Source organism: Amycolatopsis sp. NPDC104863, assembly GCF_055582965.1.
Genome location: NZ_JBVJOW010000009.1, coordinates 143269 through 159933 on the forward strand (window position 1 = coordinate 143269; position 16665 = coordinate 159933).

A 16665-nucleotide genomic window follows, 5' to 3' on the forward strand; every position below is an offset into this window, starting at 1 on the left:
CTTGTCCCTTCAGGGTTCCAGTGGGGTGTCGAGGAGGACGGTGAGCTCGCGGGTCAGGGCCGCGGTGCGGTCGCCGTCCCGGCCGCCGAGCGGCGCGAGGAGCCGGTCGAGCAGCTCGGCCACGGTCGTGATCGCCGGCTCGACGACCTCGCGGCCGCGCGCGGTGAGGGCCAGCCGGATGGTGCGGGTGTCGGCGGGGTCGCGGGTGCGGTCGACCAGGCCGTCGGTGTCGAGGGTGCGCGCGAGCTTCGAGACGTAGAGCGCTTCCAGTCCGGTGTGGTCGGCCAGTTCCCGTTGGCTCGGGCTGGTTCCGGCGCGCTCCAGCCCGGAGAGCGAGGCCAGGAAGACGTACTGGGCGTGCGTCAGGCCGATCGGGGCGAGGGCGCGGTCGACGGCCGCCCGCCACTTCATCGACAGCCGCCAGACGAGGTGTCCCGGAGTGCTCATGCCAGATACAGTACATGGCTACTAAGTACATGGCTACTATCTGGCGATCGAGAACGCTCCGGTGGCGCCCAGCCGGATCAGGCGGCGAGCTCCCGGATGCGCGCCATCGCCTGGCGGACCTCGGTGAACCCGGTGGTCAGCGGGCTGAGCCCGACGCGGATGCCGTCGGGACGGCGGAAGTCGATCAGGACGCCGTTCTCGATGAGGACCTGGGAAAGCCGTTCGGCGTCCGGGTGCCGCAAGGTGACGTGCCCGCCGCGGCGGGCGTCCTCGCGCGGCGAGGCCACCGTGAAGCCGAGGGGGACGAGCCACGCGTCGGCGAGGTCGAGCACCCAGCGGCCGAGCTCGACGGCCTTGGCCCGCACGCGTTCGATGCCGGCTTCGGCCAGGAGCGCGACCCCTTCTTGGACGCCGATCATGCCGAGCACCGGCGGGGTGCCGGACAGCGCGCGGCGGATGCCGGGCGCGGGCACGTAGCGCTCGGCCATGCCGAAGGTGTCCGCCGCGCCCATCCAGCCGGTGATCGGCTGCCCGAACTCCGCGTGGTGGCGGGAGTTCACGTAGAGGAAAGCGGGCGCGCCGGGGCCGGCGTTGAGGAACTTGTACGTGCAGCCGACGGCGAAGTCGGCGCCGTCGGCGTCCAGCGCGACCGGGATCGAGCCGACGCTGTGGCAGAGGTCCCAGACGGTGAGGGCGCCGCGGTCGTGCGCCAGCCGCGTGATGCCCGCGAGGTCGGCGATCGCCGCCGACCGGTAGTCCACATGGGACAGCACGACGGCGGCGGTCCGCGGCCCGGTGACCGCCGCGACGTCTTCGGGGCGCACGTCGGCGGTGTCGATCCACCGCACCGTGCGGTCCAATTCGGCGGCGACACTCTCGACGAGGAACCGGTCGGTCGGGAAGTTCGCGGTGTCGGTGACGATCTCGTCGCGGTCCGGCCGCAGCGCCACCGCCGCCCGAAGCACCTTGTAGAGGCACACCGACGTCGAGTCGGCGACGATCGTCTGCCCGGGCGCGGCGCCGAGCGCGACGCGGCCCAGCTCGTCACCGAGCTGCTCGGGCAGCGCGAGCCACTGTTCTTCCCACGACCGGATGAGCCGCGCGCCCCACTCCTGCCCGACGACCTCCTGCAGCCGCTCGGCGGTGGCGCGCAGCGGGCGGCCCAGCGAGTTGCCGTCGAGGTAGGCGACCACCCCGGGGTCGGTGATCGGCACGAACCGCTCCCGGAATCCGGCGAGCCCGTCTTCGGCGTCGAGGCGCGCGGCCCGCCCGGCCGAGGTGTCCACGCTCAGTGCTTTTCTTCCTTGACCCGCGCGGCTTCCTTGCGCACCTCGGCCTGGGTGGCGCGCTCGCGCACCAGCCACTCGGGGCTTTCGGTCTTCAGCGCTTCGATCTGCTCGGTGGTGAGCGGGTCGGTGATGCCGCCGCGGGTGAGGCCGCCGATGGAGACGCCCAGCTTCGCCGCGACCACCTGCCGCGGGTGCGGGCCGGTGCGGCGCAGCTCCCGCAGCCACTCGGGCGGGTCGGTCTGCAACGCGTTCAGCTCGTCGCGCGAGACGACGCCCTCCTGGAACTCGGCGGGCGTGGCTTCGAGGTACACACCCAGTTTCTTCGCCGCCGTCGCGGCCTTCATGGTCTGGGTGGTCTTGTGCGACGTCATGCCGTCCAGGGTAGCCAGCGTCACCCCCGGTAATCTGACCCGGTGACCGACCCCGTCTCCTTCAAGCTCGGCTACGTCCCGGGAGCGACCCCCGCCAAGTGGGTGCGGACCTGGGGCGAGCGGATGCCGGCGGTCCCGCTGGTCCTCGTGCCGGTCGCCGCGGCGGACGCGACGGGGCTGCTGCGCGAGCGCGGCGCGGACGCGGCGCTGCTGCGCTCGCCGATCGACCGCGACGGCCTGCACGCCATCCCGCTCTACACCGAGACGACGGTCGTCGTGGTGCCCAAGGACCACCTGGCCGCCGCGGCCGACGAAGTGTCCATCGTGGACCTGGCGGACGACGTCGTGCTGCACCCGCTGGACGACACGCTCGAGTGGTCCGAGCTGCCGGGCCGCCCGGCGCTCGAGCGCCCGGCGACGACGGCGGACGCGATCGAGCTGGTGGCGGCCGGCGTCGGGGTGCTGTTCGTCCCGCAGTCGCTCGCCCGGCTGCACCACCGCCGTGACCTCACCTACCGGCCGGTCGGGGACGCGCCGCAGTCGAGCGTCGCGTTGTCGTGGCTCGAGGAGGAGACGTCGGACCTGATGGAGGAGTTCATCGGCGTCGTCCGCGGCCGCACGGTCAACAGCACGCGCGGCCGCTCGCAGGCGCCGGCGGAACGCAAGCGCCCGGAGCGGAAGCCGGTCGCGAAGAAGCCTGTCCGGCGAAGCGGCGGCGGTCCGGCGAAGCGCGGGAAGCCCCGCCGCCGCTCCTGAGCGCGGTCAGTTCGTCGAGCAGACGCAGTTGCCGTCGGCGCGGTCGGGCAGGTCGGGGTCGTCGAACCAGAAGCCGTTCTCGCCGAGGTAGCGGAACTGCAGCACGGTGCCCGGCACGACGTCGACCGACGCCGAGCGGCGGCCGTTGGAGCGCGGGGTGAGGTGGTGGCGCCCGGGCGTCCAGTCGTTGAACGACCCGACGACGCTCACCCGTCCGGGCGGGGCTCCGGCGGGCAGGCTGAAGGTGACGCGCTGGGTGCCGGCCCGGCTCTTGCTGATCTTGATCACTGCGGTGACGGCCTTTCACGGGTGACGGTCGGGCGGACGTGCTCGGCACTGAGCGCCGACATGATGGCACAGTGGTGACGGTTCGGTCACCCGCAGTGCCCGAAGGAATGACGACGCCGCTCATCGGTTCGCCACCGACCGGGTGGTCCTGCCGCGAACCATGATCATCTTGCTGCCGGAGCTGTGTTCAGGTGCGAGACTGGCTGCCGTGACCGTCACCGTTGATCGTCATGTCAAGGACCCGTGCGCCTGGCTCGGCGCCGTCACCCACGACCTCGCCGGGCTGCCCCCGGCCGATACGCGGGCGGTGCTCCGCGCGGTGTGGGACGGCCTGGTCGCCGCCCGGCTGGCCGGGTTGCACGCCGCCGCGGTCTCCCCGCGCTGGCAGGTCCGGCAGCGCCACGCCGAAGCCGTCGAGTTCGACCTCGCGGTGCAGCTGGCGCGCGACTGGACCGTCGGCACCGGCCTGGCCATCCCGGCCCGGCTGCCCGGAGCCGCGGTCGCCTGGCCTGCCGCCCGGGCCGACGCCGCGGTCGCCGCGATCGTGGTGTTCTGCGGCACCGCCGAATCGGTGCTGCGCAAGGCCGGCGAGCTGACCCCGGTGTGGGAGGACAGCCTCCTGGGCCCGGTCGCGCTGACCCACTGGCTCGCCGACTGCTGGCGGGGCGGCCACACCGGGTGCCCGCTGCGGCTGCCGGCGCCGCCACCGCCGTGGTGGCGCTGAGCGTGTCCGTCAGGAGATGGCTGGGCCGGGCGAAGCCGGCGTAGGCGAGAGGAGGCCGGGGTGACCGAACCACCGGCCCCGCTCGCGAGACTCACGGACGGCGCCCGGACGGCGCTGGGTGCGTTGCTGCAGACGGAGTTGACGGCGGCGTGGACCCGCGCGCGGCTCGCGGGCTGCCCCGCGGCGGTGCTGGCGGAGGTGTTCGAGGCGCGTCGCCGCGCGGTGGCGGAAGACGGCCCCGGCGAGCCGTCACTTTCGCCGTGAAAGCTGCGCCCGCGCGCCCCGAGGGCGTCACTTTCCCTGGGAAAGATGCGTCCGCGCGCCCCGAGGGCGTCACTTTCCCTGGGAAAGATGCGTCCGAAGGCCCCTTGGGCGCATCTTTCCCAGGGAAAGTGCCGGCTCAGCGGTCGAGCACCGCCAGGACTGTCGCCACGATCTGCTCGAGCCGTGCCGGGTCCGCCAGTGCCGCGCTCACCCAGTCGTCCCGCGCCGATCCCCGCTGCGCCACCACGTCCGGCCGGTCGCCGAACAGCAGGCGGACCACCGAGGTGACCGCGAGCGCCGGGTCGTCGCCGCGGTCGAGGCGGGTCTCGATCGCCTGCAGGGCCTGCTCCGCCAGTCCGGCCAGGCGGGCGTCTTCGACCTCGTGCGGGCGGACCAGCTCCAGCGCGGGCAGGTCCACCGGGCTGTCCGCCGGAGCCGGGGCGACCGGGGCCTGCTTGTGCCCGAGCGGCTGCTCGACGTGCGCCGCGTACCACTTCGGGCGCGTCCGCATCGCCGCCAGCACCCGCCGGACCTCACGGTCGAGCGTGTCGCGTGTGTCCCGGCCGGCCGGCGACGCGCCGGTGAGCTCCGCGCGCCGGGCCGCCCAGCCGTCCAGGGGCCACAGCTCCGCGCCCGCCGTCGCCGGCACGCCCACCCACGTCAGGATCTGGACGGCCAGGTCGCACAGCCAGCGGTCCCCGCCGAGGGCTTCGCCCAGCCAGCCCGGGAGCCGAGGTCGTTGCAGCGCCCCGATTTCGCCGCGCCGCCGCCGGTGGGCGTCGACCGCGGCCGGGCTCAGGCGGGTGGCCAGCCAGCCTTCGAGGTTCTCGATCGGGTCGACCGCGCGCCGCAGCGCGTGCTCCACCACCGCTTCGACGTCGTCGTGGAAGCGGTCGAGGCAGTCCGGCCGCAGCCAGCGGAGCCCGCGGGCGCAGTCCGGGTGCCGGCGCTGCCGCTCCAGCGGCTTGGTGATCCGCGTGAAGACCAGTGGCCAGGCCAGGGTGTAGACGGCGCCGCGCAGCCGCGCCAGGTCGCCGGGAGGGGCGGCCGAAGCGGAGCCCGCGAGCCGGCCGTCGCGGGCCAGCCGGCGCAGCCCCGCGACGTCGGCCGGCCCGATCGCCGGGTGGGTACTGTCGAGCAACGGTCCTCCCCGATGTCGTCGACCGGAAAATGGTCGGTCAGCGGGAGAACCGGAAAAGGCCCGCGGCAGGCCGAATGCACGCCGGACTGGCCAACCACTGGCCACCGGCGAATCACCTGATCAGCGCAGCCGGCACCGCCGATCGCGCCGCGGTCCGCGTGCCACAATCGGGTTCCCATGGCACACGAGGACGGTCTGCTCCGGGAGCTCACCAGGCTGCGCCGGGGCTGGGGGCTGGAAGCCGAACGGCTGCGCACGAGGCTCGGGCCGCTCGTCTCCGGCTGGTGTGAGGTCCACCGGACGGCGAACGACCGCGAGGCGCGACGCGTCGTGCGGGAGGCGATCGCGGCCGCGATCGCCGAGTTCCCGGCCGACGACCGGCTCGCGGTCAACGTCGCGCTCGGCATCGCCCCCGGCGCGCAGCACGCCCTGCTCAGCGCCCGGGTCGGCGTCCTGGCCGACCGGCTGCGGGTCTCCGAACGCACGGCCCGGCGCCGGATCGACCGCGCGTTCGCCCGGCTCGCCGCCGAGATCGAGGCCGGCGCCCACCCCGGCGAGGGTGCGCCCGACCCGGACCGGGGCTGGTTCGTCAAGCAGCTCAAGGCCCTCGTGCGGCTGGACACCGACGAGCCGGAGCTGATCGAGGAACGGCTGATCGTCGCGACCCGCGACGGCCTGAGCCGGATCTCCGCGCAGTTCACCGTGCCCCGCATCGAGGATGGCCGGGACGGCGAGCGCCGGGTCGACGCCGACGCCCAGCACGGCGTCCGGATCAGCGAGGCGAACCGGGAGGGCCGGCGCCACTTCCGCCTGCTGCTCGACCTGCCGCGGCCGCTGTCCCGCGGGGACAGCCACACGTATTCGCTGGTGTACCGGATCCGGGACGGCCGCCCGATCCGGCCGTCCTACACGTTCGTGCCCCTGGTGACCTGCGAGTCGTTCACCGTGCGCGTCCGCTTCGACCCGCATCGGCCGCCGCGCGCGGTCTGGCGGCTGGACCGGGTGCCGCCTTCGGTGCTCACCGACCCGCCCGAGCCGGGCGAGACGCTGCTCCTCGACGGCGCCCACGAGGTGGCGCAGGACTTCGCCGCGCCCCAGCTCGGGTACGCGTACGGGCTGCGGTGGCTGAACGAAGATATTCCTTGACTTGAATATTCTGCTCGATGAATACTTCGGGACATGGAGCAGATCGCGGCAGCCTTGGGGGACGCAGCTCGGTGGCGCATCGTCGAGCTCCTTGCCGAACGTCCCCGGTCGGTGGGGGAGCTGGCCGAGCTGACCGGGCTGCGCCAGCCGCAGACCACCAAGCACCTCCAGACCCTGGCCCGCGCCGGGCTCGTCGCCGTCTTCCCGCTCGGGCAGCGCCGGGTCTACGCGCTCGAAGCGCAACCGCTGGCGGCGCTCGCGGGCCGGCTGCGGGAGCTGGCCGAAACCACCGAGGCGCACGAGGGTGAGCGGGACGTCGTCGCGCGGTACCGCGCCGCGATCGAGCGGGAGACCGCGGATCGCGACGGGTGGGCGGACGGGCGCACGTTCGCTTTCGAGCGGCTGCTGGCCGCGCCCCGCGACGTCGTCTGGCGGCACTGGACCGACGCGGACCTGCTGGCGTCCTGGTGGGCGCCGCCGTCCATGACGATCACCGCGTGCGCGCTCGAACCGCGAGCGGGCGGGCGGGCCGTGCTCGACTACCGGGACGCCGACGGCGTCTACCGCTCCGAAGGCCGGGTCAGCCTCGCCGAAGCGCCGGGGCGGCTCGTGTTCACCCTCGCGGTGGCCGGCGAAGCGTCGTTCACCGGCCACTACGACCTCGAGCTCGCCGCCGCACCGGAGGGCACGCGGTTGCGGCTCGGCCTGCGCGTCACCGCGACGACCGTCGAAGCCGTCCCCGCGATCGCCGGCATCAAGAGCGGCTGGGGTCAGGTGCTCGACCGCCTCACCGATGTGCTCACCCCGGGAAAGGACTGATCACCGTGACCGACCGCAGAGTGACCGCCAACCTGAGCATCACCCTCGACGGCCGCTACACCGGCCCCGGCGGACCGGGCGACCTGGGCGCGATCCTCCCGTACGCGACCACGGAGGTCGCGCGAGGCCAGCTCACGCGCATCTGGGAAGGCGCGACGACGGCGGTACTCGGCCGGCGCAACGCCGAGGGTTTCCTGGGTTTCTGGCCCACGGTCGCCGCGGACGAGACCGCCGACCCGCGCGACCGCGGGTACGCGAAGTGGCTGGTGGACACGGAGAAGGTCGTCTTCTCGACGACGTTGACCGAGGCGCCGTGGGAGCGCACGCGCCTGGTGAACGCCCCGGCCGCGGACGTCGTCACCGAGCTCAAGGCGTCGGGATCGGGCGACATCCTCGTCAACAGCAGCGTGAGCGTGATCAAGGCGCTGCTCGCGGCGGACCTGCTCGACCGGCTGTACTTGCTGGTCTGCCCGGAGATCACCGGCGGCGGGCCACGGCTGTTCGACGACGGCGTGCCCGCGTCGAAGTGGCGGCTCGCCCACCACGAGACCGGCGAGCTGGGGGAGACGGCCGCGGTGTACGACCGGGTCCTTTGAGGACAAGGGGCGCTCGGCTCGAGCAGGAGTGGGTGGGGCGGGCGGGGCTCGAACCCGCGGCCAAGGGATTATGAGTCCCCTGCTCTAACCAACTGAGCTACCGCCCCCTGGCCCCGGCGCGCAGGCGGCACGGGGATTTGCATGCGCAAAGAAGACTCAGTTCGCTTCAAGTTATCACAGCGGCCATCCGGGGAGATCCGGTAGGCCAAACAGGTTGAAACGGCTGCCGACCGGGGGAGGCTCGTCTAGGTTGCAAGGGCGTCACCGCTGACCGGAACGGCGGGAGGGCTGACCTTTGGCCAGTGCACACCGGGCCGTGCTGCCCGACCACCGGATGATCCGGCTCGCGCTGCTCGACGCGCTCACCGCGGGGGCGGGCCTGGGGTACCTCGCGCACCAGTACCGGGAGGCGCTCGTGGCGAACTCCGCGGTGATCGGCTTGGCGCTGCTCTTCGTGGTCGCGGCCGGGTACGTGGTCCGCGCCGCCGCGCGAGTGCTGTCCCGGGCGAACTCGCGCGTCGACGCCATTTTTGCCGACGAACTGCGGGACAAGCCGTCGCCGAGGCCGCGCGGAAAGCGTTGGTAGGCAAGACGAAGACGGCGGATTCCGCGGTTCACGGCGCTGGGGTCGTGGGCGTCGTGGCTGGTGTGGTGGGCGTCGTCGCAGTCGTTGGTGTTGTGGTGGGCGGTGCCGCAGCCGCGCCGTAAGCCGCGTAGGTGAACCAGATCTGGCCGAAGGTCTTCGGCGTGGTCTGGGTGAACATCGCCCGCACCTGGAACGTGCTCGCGGTGTAGGAGCCCTGCACCGTGTTGAGCACGAACGCGTTGAACGGGCTCGGCGTGTTCGCCGAGACGACCACCGCCTCCGGCACCTTGCCGAGGCTGTGCGTGACGGTGCAGAAGCCGCCACCGTCGGTCGTGCAGGTGGCCTGCGCCGCTTGGACGACCGGCGCGGGCGTCGGCCCCACGGCGGCCGACGCGCCGGCGAAGACCACCGCGCCCGCCGTCACCACCAGGGCGCCGGCCAAGGCCGCAATCACGGTTCGTGTCATGACGATCCCTCCCTAGGCCCCCGGAGTCGCCCCGCCGACGCGCGCCGTTACGCCGTCCACAGTGGACCGTTCACGTCAGGCGGGCACGAGCTCCTCCACCGCGGCATCGGCGTACCGCCGGGCCAGCGTCGCGCAGACGATCAGCTGGATCTGGTGGAACAACATCAACGGCAGCACGATCAGGCCCACCTGCGCGTGCCCGAACAGCACCGTCGCCATCGGGAGGCCGCTGGCCAGGCTCTTCTTCGACCCGCAGAACACGATCGTGATCCGGTCGGCGCGGGCGAAACCCAGCAGGCGCGCGCCCCAGCCGGTCGCGGCGAGCACCGCCGCCAGGAGCACGCCGCAGACCAGCACGAGCACCAGCAGGTGGCCGACGTCGAGGCGGTGCCAGATGCCCTCGGTCATGCCCGCGCTGAACGCCGTGTAGACGACCAGGAGGATCGAGCCGCGGTCGAACAGCTTGAGCGGGCCCGAGTTGCGGGTGATCCAGCCGCCGATCCAGCGGCGCGCCAGCTGCCCGGCCACGAACGGCGCCAGCAGCTGCAGCACGATCCCGAGCACGGCCGAGCCGTCGACCCCCGCGCCGTCACCGGACAGCAGCAGTGCCACCAGCAGCGGTGTCAGCACGACCCCGGCCAGGTTGGACAGCGACGCGCTGCAGATGGCGGCCGCGACGTTGCCGCGCGCGATCGAGGTGAACGCGATCGACGACTGCACGGTCGAGGGCAGCACCGTCAGGAACAGGACCCCGGCGGCCAGCGCGGGCGGCAGCACCGACGACGGCAGCAGGAACAGCGCCAGGCCGAGCAGCGGGAACAGCACGAAGGTCGCGGCGAGCACCACCGCGTGCAGCCGCCAGTGCCGCAGCCCCTCCACGGCTTCCTGCGTCGAAAGCCGGGCGCCGTACAGGAAGAACAGCAGCCCGACGGCGATCGTGGTGGCGGTGCCGAAGCCGTCGGCCACCACGCCCGACGCGGGCAGGAGGGTCGCGACGCCGACGGTGGCGAGGATGGCGACGATGAACGGGTCGAGACGTAACCGGGGCATGGATCTCCTCTCACGGCTATTCTCGGCAACCCCGCGTTCATTGTGAACCCCGATGACCGGACTGACTGTTATCGGCGATCGCGATAGAGTGGCCGGGTGCTCGACCCCCGGCTGTGCCGTTCGTTCCTCGCCGTCGCCGAGACGCGCAGCTTCACCGCGGCCGCGCGGCGGCTGGGGGTCGGGCAGCCGACCGTCAGCCAGCACGTCCGCCGGCTCGAACGCGACTCGGGCGGGCTGCTCTTCGCCCGCGACACCCACACCGTCGAGCTCACCGCGCGCGGGCAGGCGATGCTGGGGTTCGCGCAGACGATCGTCGACACCGAAGAGCGCGCGGAGCGGCACTTCCGCGGCGCCGAGCTGCGCGGCCGGGTGCGTTTCGGCGTCTCGGAAGACTTCGCGCTCGGCGAGCTGCCGGAGATCCTGCACCGGCTGCGCCGCAGTCATCCGCTGGTCGACGTCGAGCTGACCGTCGAGCTTTCGGACGTCCTCGCGCAGCGGCTGCGGGCCGGGCAGCTGGACCTGGTGCTGGGCAAGCGTCGCCCGGGCGCGCACCACGGCCGGCTGCTGTGGCGGGAGCCGCTGGTCTGGATCGGGTCGGCGGCGACGGTGCTCGAGCCCGGCCAGCCGGTGCCGCTGGTGCAGTACCCGATGCCGTCGATCACGCGGCAGCTCGCCGTTGAGTGCCTCGAACGCGCCGGGCTGGAGTGGCGGGCCGCGTGCCAGACGTCGAGCCTCACCGGCCTGCGGGCCGCGGCGGCCGCCGGGCTGGGGGTCACGCTGCACGCGCGCAGCCTCGTCCCGGCCGACCTCGTCGAGCTCGACGGCCTGCCCGAGCCCGGCGAGATCGAGTTCATGCTGCTGTCCCGCGAATCCCGGGAGGGACCGGCGGCCGCGCTGGAGGAGTTCGTGCTGGACAGCGTCCGCCGCTAGGCCACGACGCGGAACCGCTCGCGGTACTCGCCCGGCGTGGTGTTCACCGTCCGGCGGAAGGCCCGGGTCAGGGTGGAAACCGTGCCGAAACCGCAGGTGGCGGCGACGCGCGAGAGCGAGTCGTCGGTGGTTTCCAGCCGCTGCCGGGCCGCCTCGACCCGCGCGTGCTCGACGTAGGCGGCGGGCGTCATGCCCAGCTCGGCCTTGAACACCCGGGTGAGCTGCCGGTCGGTCAGGTGCGCCCGGGCGGCCAGGTCGGTCACGGTCAGCGCGTCGGCGAGGTGGGCGGCGATGTGCTGGCGCAGGTCGTCGACGCGCCGGGTCGCGGACGCCGGTTCGACGCCGACGCTGAACTGGCTCTGCCCACCCGGCCGCCGGAGGAACATGACGAGCTGGCGGGCGACACGGGCCGCCGGCCCGGCGCCGAAGTCGTCCGCGACCAGGGCCAGGGCGAGGTCCAGGCAGGCGCTCAGCCCGGCCCCGGTCCACACGCTGCCGTCGCGGATGAAGATCGGGTCGGCGTCCACGGTGATGCCGGGGTGCTCCGCGGCGAGCTGGCGAGCGGTGGACCAGTGGGTCGTGGCGCGCTTGCCGTCGAGCAGCCCGGCCGCCGCCAGCAGGTGCGCCCCGACGCAGACGGACGCCACCCGGCGGGCCTGGCCGGCCAGCCGGCGCACGGTCTCGACCACGGCCGGGTCGCACCGGGCGACGATCTCCCGGTTCTCCCCGACGGTCACCGCGCCCGGCACGACCAGGCTGTCGATCGGCGTGCCGGCCAGCTCGCCGAAGGTGACGTCCGGCAGGACGCGCACCCCGGCGGAGGTGGTCACCGGGTCCGGCGTCTCGGCGGCGAGGAGCACGCGGTAGCCCGACGGCCGGTCGAGCTCCCGTTGCAGCAGCGAGAAGACCTCGGCCGGGCCCGTCACGTCGAGGAGGTCGACCCGGTCGAAGAGGACGACCACGACCAGCCGCTCGGGGTGCTCCATCGGGGTCCGTTCCGTCGATGTCGGTTTCTGCGTCAAGCGTGTCATTGCCGACACGCACCGCCGAGCTTAGCGTCGGTGGCGCCCGGAGAAACCGGGCAGTGCCAACGAAAGGACACCGAACATGGCGAGGACGACGTTGCGCGAGCTCTCCGGGCTCGACGGGACTCCGGCCGCACTGGCCGGCTCGACGCTGATCCTGGTCGACTACCAGAACACCTACACGCGCGGCGTGATGGAGCTCGACGGGTGGCGGCCCGCGCTGGCCGCGGCCAAGGAGCTGCTCGCCGCGGCCAGAGCCGCCGGGACGACGGTGGTCCACGTCGTCAACGACGGCGGCGAAGGCACGCCGTACGACGTGCGGGCCGAGATCGGCGCCATCCACCCGGACGTCGCCCCGGTCGACGGCGAGGCGGTCGTGGTCAAGAAGGCGCCGAACGGCTTCGTCGGCACCGAGCTCGGCGAGCGGGTCGACGCCGCCGGGCACGAGGACGTGGTCATCGCCGGCTTCATGACGAACATGTGCGTCACGTTCACCGCCGAGGGCGCGTTCCTGCGCGGCAACCGCCCGACCGTCGTCGCGGCCGCCTGCGCGACCCGGCCGCTGGCGACCCCGGTCGCGGCGGTGACGGCCACGGAGCTGCACCACAGCGCGCTGGCGACCATCGGCGACCTGTACGGCGTGGTCGTTCCGGGCGTCGCGGACCTGCGGTGAGTCAGTCCTCTTCGCCGGTCAGGAGTCTTCGCAGCCGGGCCAGCGCGCGGTGCTGGGCGACCCGCACGGCGCCGGGTGTCGAGCCGACCGCCCCGGCCGTCTCCTCCGCCGACAGCCCGACGACCACCCGGAGCACGACGATCTCCCGCTGCTTCGGCGGCAGCACGTCCAGCAGCCGGGCGAGCCGCTCGTTCAGCTCGAACCGCAGCGCCTGCTGCTCCGGGCCGGCGCTTTCGCTGACGCCGTCGGGGACCTCGGGCACCGGGTCGGTGCGGTTGCGGGCCGCGGCGCGGTGCGCGTCGGCGACCTTGTGCTGGGCGATGCCGTAGACGAAGGCGAGGAACGGGCGGCCCTGGTCGCGGTAGGACGGCAGCGCGGTGAGCACGGCGAGACACACCTCCTGGGCGACGTCGTCCGCCGAGGCGAAGGACCGCTCGTTCCGGCCGACGCGGGCCCGGCAGTAGCGCACGACCAGCGGCCGGATGGTGGCGAGCAGCCGGGCGGTCGCGGCGTCGTCCCCGGCGATCGCGTCGGCCACCGGCTCGTCGTGGCGGCGCCAGTGGCTGGGGAACGCCTCGGGCGGCGGCGCCGCGGCGATCTCCCGGACGAGGGCCCGGCCGCGCACCCGCAGCAAGGTGCCTTCGACGTCGAGGCCGACGCGCAGCGAGTCGTGCAGCGCGGTGTTGGACTCCCGCAGCAGCTCGGTGATCGCCCGATCCCCGTACTCGGTTGCCGGCATGGTGCTCACCTTTCCCTGTCCCGCTTCTCGTCGGGTGCCGCGGCCCGCTGGCGCCGGAGGCGTTCGCGCACGTGGCGGAGGTTGGAGCGGACGGTCGCGGGCGCGATGCGCAGCGCCTCGGCGATCTGGGTCGGCGTGAACCCGTCGAGCGACCAGGCCAGCACCGTCCGCTGCTGACCGGGGAGGGAGGCGAGCAGGTCGATGAGGCCGGCGTGCTGCTCGACCAGCGCGCCCAGCTTCTCGTCGTCCCGCGGGTCGCCGGCGAGCGTCCAGTCCGCGCGCAGGTCGCCCGCCGCGTCGAGCAGCCGCCCGGCGACCCGGCGCACCCAGGCGCGCGGGTCCTCGAGGGTCGGCCACGCCTCCAGCGCGTGCAGCATCGCCTCGGCGGCGACGTCACGCGCGGTCTCGACCTCGAAACCGGCCTTGCACAGGAACGCCACCAGCGGCGGGAAGTCGGCGCGGAAGAACGCGTCGAACTCGTCGTGACCGCACACGGACCCCTCACCGCCCCTCGCCTCCACAGGAACAGGAGCGGTGAGGTGACCGCTACGTGTAACGATCCGGTCAAGACTGCCCGAGAGGAGTAATGCACTGCTCCGGGTCGGTGACGCGATGTGACGAATGGGCGCGGTGGATCTTGGGTACCCCCACGGACGCGAGGCCGCGAACGGTCAGTTCCGGTCACCGCCGCGGCCCGGACGGAGGCGCCGCGGCGCGGGCCCGCCGGGTGGAGATCTCCGCCGGGGCCTGGTGCGGGTTCGGTCCGCGCCCGGACCGGAAAGCCTTGCCGGGTGCGGGAAGCCGGGCCCGCCGTCCGCACGGGCGGACGCGGTCGGCGGGGACGGACCGGTGGCGCCCGGCCGGGTGCCACCGGCGCGCGATCTCGCCGATCGAGTGACGTGATCAACATCGAGATCCGGGGAAGAAAGGCGTACTCTCATGTGTTGCAGTCTTGGTTGCCCGGAGGGTGAGCCGGGGACCGAAGCCAAAACCCCCTTGACCCAGGCGGATTCGCTCGCGCGCCCGCCGCGGTCAAGTCGGTTGACGCGCCATGACAATGGGAAACAGTAAGAGCTGAAGGAGGTGAACGAAGGAAATGGAAGCCACGATGACGGGCTGGGCGGAACTCGCGGCCTGCAAGGACGAGGACCCGGAACTGTTCTTCCCGATCTCCGAGGTCGGCCCCGGTGGTCGCCAGACGGCGCAGGCGAAGGCCGTGTGCGCGCGCTGCCCGGTGCGCGCCGAGTGCCTCGGCTACGCGCTCGACAACGGCCTCGACCACGGCGTCTTCGGCGGCACCACCGCGGAGGACCGCCGCCGGCTGGTGCGCAGCGCGCCGCAACGGCATCGAGCTGCTTGACCGCCGCCCGGTGACCTCTTCCCGGCGGCCTGGAGCAAAAAACACGAATCCGGAGAAAATCGATTCCGGGACGTCGTGTGCCCGGGTGGGTGATTCCGAGTGAGTCACCCACCCGGGCTTTTTCACGCCGTTCGCACTCGCGTATTGACCGCGCCCATTCCGCGTTCGTGCCCGGGCTCCCCGGCGATCGTGCTCAGTCCACCCAGGTTTCCGGCAGCCCCCACGCCGCCGCCCGGACCGACTCGAACGCGGCCATCGCGGTGATCAGCCCGTCCTCGACCGTGAGCAGGCTGATCCCGAACCACCGGAAGTCGTCCTCGCCGGGCCGCCGCAGGTAGGTGGCCACCGCCGGCTGGCGGTTGGCATGGGTCGGGCGCATCCGGAACCGCCCGACGCAGTGCGGTGACGCCGGGTCCAAGGACAGCGACAGCGCGCGGACGATCGAGTCGCGGCTGCCGAACCACAGCGTGTACGGCGGCATGATCGCTTCGGCGTCTTCGTGCAGCAGCCGGGCCACCGCGCCGGGGTCGCCCTGTTCGTAGGCGGCGATGAACTTCTTGAGCAGTGCGCTTTCCGCGGCCGTCGGAGTGCCCGCGGTCCAGTCGGCACGGCGCGCGGGCAGCCGTTCACGCAGGGTCGCGCGGGCCCGCTGAAGCGCGCTGTTCGCCGACGCGACGCTCGTCGCCAGCAGCTCCGCCGTCTCCTTCGCCGACCAGCCCAGCACGTCCCGCAGGACCAGCGCCGCCCGCTGCCGCGGCGGCAGGTGCTGCAGCGCCGCGAGGTAGGCCAGCTCGACGGTCTCCCGCTCGACGACGACGGCGTCCGGCCCCGGCTCGTCCAGGAGCCGGTCGGGGTAGGGCTCGAGCCACGGCAGGTCGGCGGCGGTGATCGGCCCGGCCGGCTCCCCGGGCGGCCCCAGCTGGTCGGGCAGCACCCGCCGCGGCCGCTTGGCGAGCACGTCGAGGCAGGCGTTCGTCGCGATCCGGTACAGCCAGGTGCGCACGCTCGCCCGGCCCTCGAAGCCGTCACGGGCCTTCCACGCCCGCAGGAACGTCTCCTGCGCCAGGTCCTCGGCGTCGCCCAGCGAGCCGAGCATCCGGTAGCAGTGCACCTGGATCTCCCGCCGGTGCCGCTCGACGACGGTCTCGAAGTCCGCTGCGTGACCCACCCCGGCACGCTAGCGCAGTCCCGGCTGGAAGACTGCTCCCGTGAGCGGAACGGTGCTGGTGCTCGGCGGACGCAGTGAGATCGGGCTGGCCGTGGCGGTGCGCCTGGCCGGCGACGCGCGGCGGGTCGTGCTGGCCGCGCGGCCGGGCACGGACCTGGCCGGGCCGGTCGCCACCCTGCGCGAAGCCGGTGCGGCCGAGGTCGAGACCACCGAGTTCGACGCCGACGACCTCACCGCGCACGGTCCCTTCCTGGAGCGGGTCGCCGCCGAGCACGGGCCGCTCGACGTCGTGGTGCTCGCCTTCGGGATCCTCGGCGACCAGGAGCGGGCCGAAAAGGACGCCGCGCACGCCGCCGCGATCGTGCACACGGACTACGTCGCCCAGGTAGGGATCCTGACGCACGCCGCGAACCTGCTGCGCGCCCAGGGGCACGGCAGCCTCGTCGTGTTCTCCTCCGTCGCCGGGGTGCGCGTGCGCCGCGCCAACTACGTCTACGGCTCGGCGAAGGCCGGTTTGGACGGCTTCGCGAGCGGCCTCGCCGACGCGCTCCATGGGTCAGGTGTCCATTTGCTCCTCGTCCGTCCCGGCTTCGTGGTCGGCCGGATGACCGAGGGCATGGACCCGGCGCCGTTCTCGAGCACCCCGGACCAGGTCGCCGACGCGACGGTCGGCGCGCTGCGCCGTAGCCGCGGGGTCGTCTGGGTGCCCGGTGTACTCCGTCCGGTCTTCTTCGGGATGCGCTTGCTGCCGCGCGCGATCTGGCGCCGGATGCCGCGCTAGGGTGCGGCTGTGGCCACGGCCACAGCACGGATCCGTGTGCGTGCCG

22 protein-coding genes and 1 tRNA gene are annotated in these 16665 nt (G+C 73.4%); 11 read left to right on the top strand and 12 right to left on the bottom strand.

From position 1 onward, the window contains the following. Positions 1-9: 9 nt before the first annotated feature. From ACZ63J_RS39245 to ACZ63J_RS39255, 3 genes are all read right to left on the bottom strand, one after another. The gene (locus tag ACZ63J_RS39245) at positions 10-447 is read right to left on the bottom strand and encodes a MarR family winged helix-turn-helix transcriptional regulator (RefSeq protein ID WP_465335024.1); all 438 of its coding nucleotides are present in this window, start codon (positions 445-447) and stop codon (positions 10-12) included. A gap of 77 nt (positions 448-524) precedes the next feature. Then, positions 525-1733, bottom strand: coding sequence for a kynureninase (locus ACZ63J_RS39250; protein ID WP_465399393.1), 1209 nt, complete (start codon positions 1731-1733; stop codon positions 525-527). Positions 1734-1735: 2 nt separating this feature from the next. Next, positions 1736-2131, bottom strand: coding sequence for a DUF5997 family protein (locus ACZ63J_RS39255; RefSeq protein ID WP_465399392.1), 396 nt, complete (start codon positions 2129-2131; stop codon positions 1736-1738). An 18-nt stretch (positions 2132-2149) separates the two neighbouring features. Here ACZ63J_RS39255 and ACZ63J_RS39260 point away from each other — a divergent pair, with 18 nt between their 5' ends. Continuing rightward, complete coding sequence (locus ACZ63J_RS39260) at positions 2150-2863, top strand: LysR family substrate-binding domain-containing protein (protein WP_465399391.1); 714 nt, start codon at positions 2150-2152, stop codon at positions 2861-2863. A gap of 6 nt (positions 2864-2869) precedes the next feature. Here the strand turns inward: ACZ63J_RS39260 and ACZ63J_RS39265 are convergent, their stop codons facing one another. Continuing rightward, entirely contained in the window at positions 2870-3151 is a 282-nt protein-coding gene (locus ACZ63J_RS39265; RefSeq protein WP_465335031.1) for an early set domain-containing protein, read from the bottom strand. Positions 3152-3359: 208 nt separating this feature from the next. Here ACZ63J_RS39265 and ACZ63J_RS39270 point away from each other — a divergent pair, with 208 nt between their 5' ends. Further along, positions 3360-3875 (top strand): hypothetical protein, encoded by a 516-nt coding sequence (locus tag ACZ63J_RS39270; protein ID WP_465335033.1) that lies wholly within the window; start codon positions 3360-3362, stop codon positions 3873-3875. A gap of 60 nt (positions 3876-3935) precedes the next feature. Continuing rightward, positions 3936-4139, top strand: coding sequence for a hypothetical protein (locus tag ACZ63J_RS39275; protein WP_465399390.1), 204 nt, complete (start codon positions 3936-3938; stop codon positions 4137-4139). A gap of 136 nt (positions 4140-4275) precedes the next feature. Here the strand turns inward: ACZ63J_RS39275 and ACZ63J_RS39280 are convergent, their stop codons facing one another. Further along, positions 4276-5280, bottom strand: coding sequence for a hypothetical protein (locus ACZ63J_RS39280; RefSeq protein ID WP_465399389.1), 1005 nt, complete (start codon positions 5278-5280; stop codon positions 4276-4278). A 177-nt stretch (positions 5281-5457) separates the two neighbouring features. Here ACZ63J_RS39280 and ACZ63J_RS39285 point away from each other — a divergent pair, with 177 nt between their 5' ends. The 3 genes from ACZ63J_RS39285 to ACZ63J_RS39295 are packed head-to-tail and all read left to right on the top strand — an operon-like array spanning position 5458 to position 7841. Next, a complete protein-coding gene (locus ACZ63J_RS39285) occupies positions 5458-6426 on the top strand; it encodes a hypothetical protein (protein ID WP_465335039.1) in 969 nt (322 codons plus the stop codon). 33 nt (positions 6427-6459) lie between these two features. Next, complete coding sequence (locus ACZ63J_RS39290; RefSeq protein ID WP_465399388.1) at positions 6460-7245, top strand: metalloregulator ArsR/SmtB family transcription factor; 786 nt, start codon at positions 6460-6462, stop codon at positions 7243-7245. A gap of 5 nt (positions 7246-7250) precedes the next feature. Then, positions 7251-7841, top strand: a complete 591-nt coding sequence (locus tag ACZ63J_RS39295) for a dihydrofolate reductase family protein (RefSeq protein WP_465399387.1) — start codon at positions 7251-7253, stop codon at positions 7839-7841. A gap of 33 nt (positions 7842-7874) precedes the next feature. Here the strand turns inward: ACZ63J_RS39295 and ACZ63J_RS39300 are convergent. After that, positions 7875-7948 (bottom strand) — tRNA-Ile (locus ACZ63J_RS39300). A gap of 188 nt (positions 7949-8136) precedes the next feature. Between ACZ63J_RS39300 and ACZ63J_RS39305 the strand changes: the two genes are divergently transcribed. Further along, positions 8137-8427 carry a hypothetical protein gene (locus ACZ63J_RS39305; RefSeq protein ID WP_465399386.1) on the top strand — a complete coding sequence of 97 codons (291 nt, stop codon included), beginning with the start codon at positions 8137-8139 and terminating at the stop codon, positions 8425-8427. A 28-nt stretch (positions 8428-8455) separates the two neighbouring features. Here the strand turns inward: ACZ63J_RS39305 and ACZ63J_RS39310 are convergent, their stop codons facing one another. Together ACZ63J_RS39310 and ACZ63J_RS39315 are read right to left on the bottom strand one after the other, a co-directional pair. Beyond that, the gene (locus ACZ63J_RS39310) at positions 8456-8893 is read right to left on the bottom strand and encodes a hypothetical protein (RefSeq protein WP_465399385.1); all 438 of its coding nucleotides are present in this window, start codon (positions 8891-8893) and stop codon (positions 8456-8458) included. A 75-nt stretch (positions 8894-8968) separates the two neighbouring features. Next, on the bottom strand, positions 8969-9943 hold the full coding sequence (locus tag ACZ63J_RS39315) for a bile acid:sodium symporter family protein (RefSeq protein WP_465399384.1): 975 nt from the start codon (positions 9941-9943) through the stop codon (positions 8969-8971). A 96-nt stretch (positions 9944-10039) separates the two neighbouring features. On the opposite strand from ACZ63J_RS39315, the gene ACZ63J_RS39320 reads away from it, so the two are divergent. Beyond that, positions 10040-10873: a LysR substrate-binding domain-containing protein gene (locus tag ACZ63J_RS39320; RefSeq protein WP_465399383.1), complete on the top strand. Its 834-nt coding sequence runs from the start codon at positions 10040-10042 to the stop codon at positions 10871-10873. On the opposite strand, the gene ACZ63J_RS39325 is transcribed toward ACZ63J_RS39320, so the two are convergent. After that, a complete protein-coding gene (locus ACZ63J_RS39325; protein ID WP_465399382.1) occupies positions 10870-11859 on the bottom strand; it encodes a GlxA family transcriptional regulator in 990 nt (329 codons plus the stop codon). The two genes, ACZ63J_RS39320 and ACZ63J_RS39325, sit on opposite strands and share 4 nt — an antisense overlap. A 121-nt stretch (positions 11860-11980) precedes the next feature. On the opposite strand from ACZ63J_RS39325, the gene ACZ63J_RS39330 reads away from it, so the two are divergent. After that, positions 11981-12571: an isochorismatase family protein gene (locus ACZ63J_RS39330; RefSeq protein ID WP_465399381.1), complete on the top strand. Its 591-nt coding sequence runs from the start codon at positions 11981-11983 to the stop codon at positions 12569-12571. 1 nt (position 12572) lies between these two features. On the opposite strand, the gene ACZ63J_RS39335 is transcribed toward ACZ63J_RS39330, so the two are convergent. Together ACZ63J_RS39335 and ACZ63J_RS39340 are read right to left on the bottom strand one after the other, a co-directional pair. Further along, a complete protein-coding gene (locus tag ACZ63J_RS39335) occupies positions 12573-13310 on the bottom strand; it encodes a sigma-70 family RNA polymerase sigma factor (protein ID WP_465309721.1) in 738 nt (245 codons plus the stop codon). A gap of 5 nt (positions 13311-13315) precedes the next feature. After that, entirely contained in the window at positions 13316-13804 is a 489-nt protein-coding gene (locus tag ACZ63J_RS39340; protein ID WP_465399380.1) for an RNA polymerase sigma factor, read from the bottom strand. Between the two features lie 602 nt (positions 13805-14406). Here ACZ63J_RS39340 and ACZ63J_RS39345 point away from each other — a divergent pair. Continuing rightward, positions 14407-14670, top strand: coding sequence for a WhiB family transcriptional regulator (locus tag ACZ63J_RS39345; protein ID WP_465309725.1), 264 nt, complete (start codon positions 14407-14409; stop codon positions 14668-14670). Between the two features lie 193 nt (positions 14671-14863). Here ACZ63J_RS39345 and ACZ63J_RS39350 read toward each other — a convergent pair whose 3' ends face one another. After that, positions 14864-15838 carry an RNA polymerase subunit sigma-70 gene (locus ACZ63J_RS39350; protein WP_465399379.1) on the bottom strand — a complete coding sequence of 325 codons (975 nt, stop codon included), beginning with the start codon at positions 15836-15838 and terminating at the stop codon, positions 14864-14866. Between the two features lie 40 nt (positions 15839-15878). Between ACZ63J_RS39350 and ACZ63J_RS39355 the strand changes: the two genes are divergently transcribed. Beyond that, on the top strand, positions 15879-16619 hold the full coding sequence (locus ACZ63J_RS39355) for an SDR family NAD(P)-dependent oxidoreductase (protein WP_465399378.1): 741 nt from the start codon (positions 15879-15881) through the stop codon (positions 16617-16619). Positions 16620-16665: the final 46 nt, after the last annotated feature.

Excerpts from the sequence above, each read along its gene's own strand:
- ACZ63J_RS39245 (WP_465335024.1), bottom strand. The coding sequence starts at position 447 with ATGAGCACTCCGGGACACCTCGTCTGGCGGCTGTCGATGAAGTGGCGG.
- ACZ63J_RS39325 (WP_465399382.1), bottom strand. The coding sequence starts at position 11,859 with ATGGAGCACCCCGAGCGGCTGGTCGTGGTCGTCCTCTTCGACCGGGTC.
- ACZ63J_RS39330 (WP_465399381.1), top strand. The coding sequence starts at position 11,981 with ATGGCGAGGACGACGTTGCGCGAGCTCTCCGGGCTCGACGGGACTCCG.
- ACZ63J_RS39310 (WP_465399385.1), bottom strand. The coding sequence starts at position 8,893 with ATGACACGAACCGTGATTGCGGCCTTGGCCGGCGCCCTGGTGGTGACG.
- ACZ63J_RS39285 (WP_465335039.1), top strand. The coding sequence starts at position 5,458 with ATGGCACACGAGGACGGTCTGCTCCGGGAGCTCACCAGGCTGCGCCGG.
- ACZ63J_RS39335 (WP_465309721.1), bottom strand. The coding sequence starts at position 13,310 with ATGCCGGCAACCGAGTACGGGGATCGGGCGATCACCGAGCTGCTGCGG.
- ACZ63J_RS39290 (WP_465399388.1), top strand. The coding sequence starts at position 6,460 with ATGGAGCAGATCGCGGCAGCCTTGGGGGACGCAGCTCGGTGGCGCATC.
- ACZ63J_RS39345 (WP_465309725.1), top strand. The coding sequence starts at position 14,407 with ATGGAAGCCACGATGACGGGCTGGGCGGAACTCGCGGCCTGCAAGGAC.
- ACZ63J_RS39315 (WP_465399384.1), bottom strand. The coding sequence starts at position 9,943 with ATGCCCCGGTTACGTCTCGACCCGTTCATCGTCGCCATCCTCGCCACC.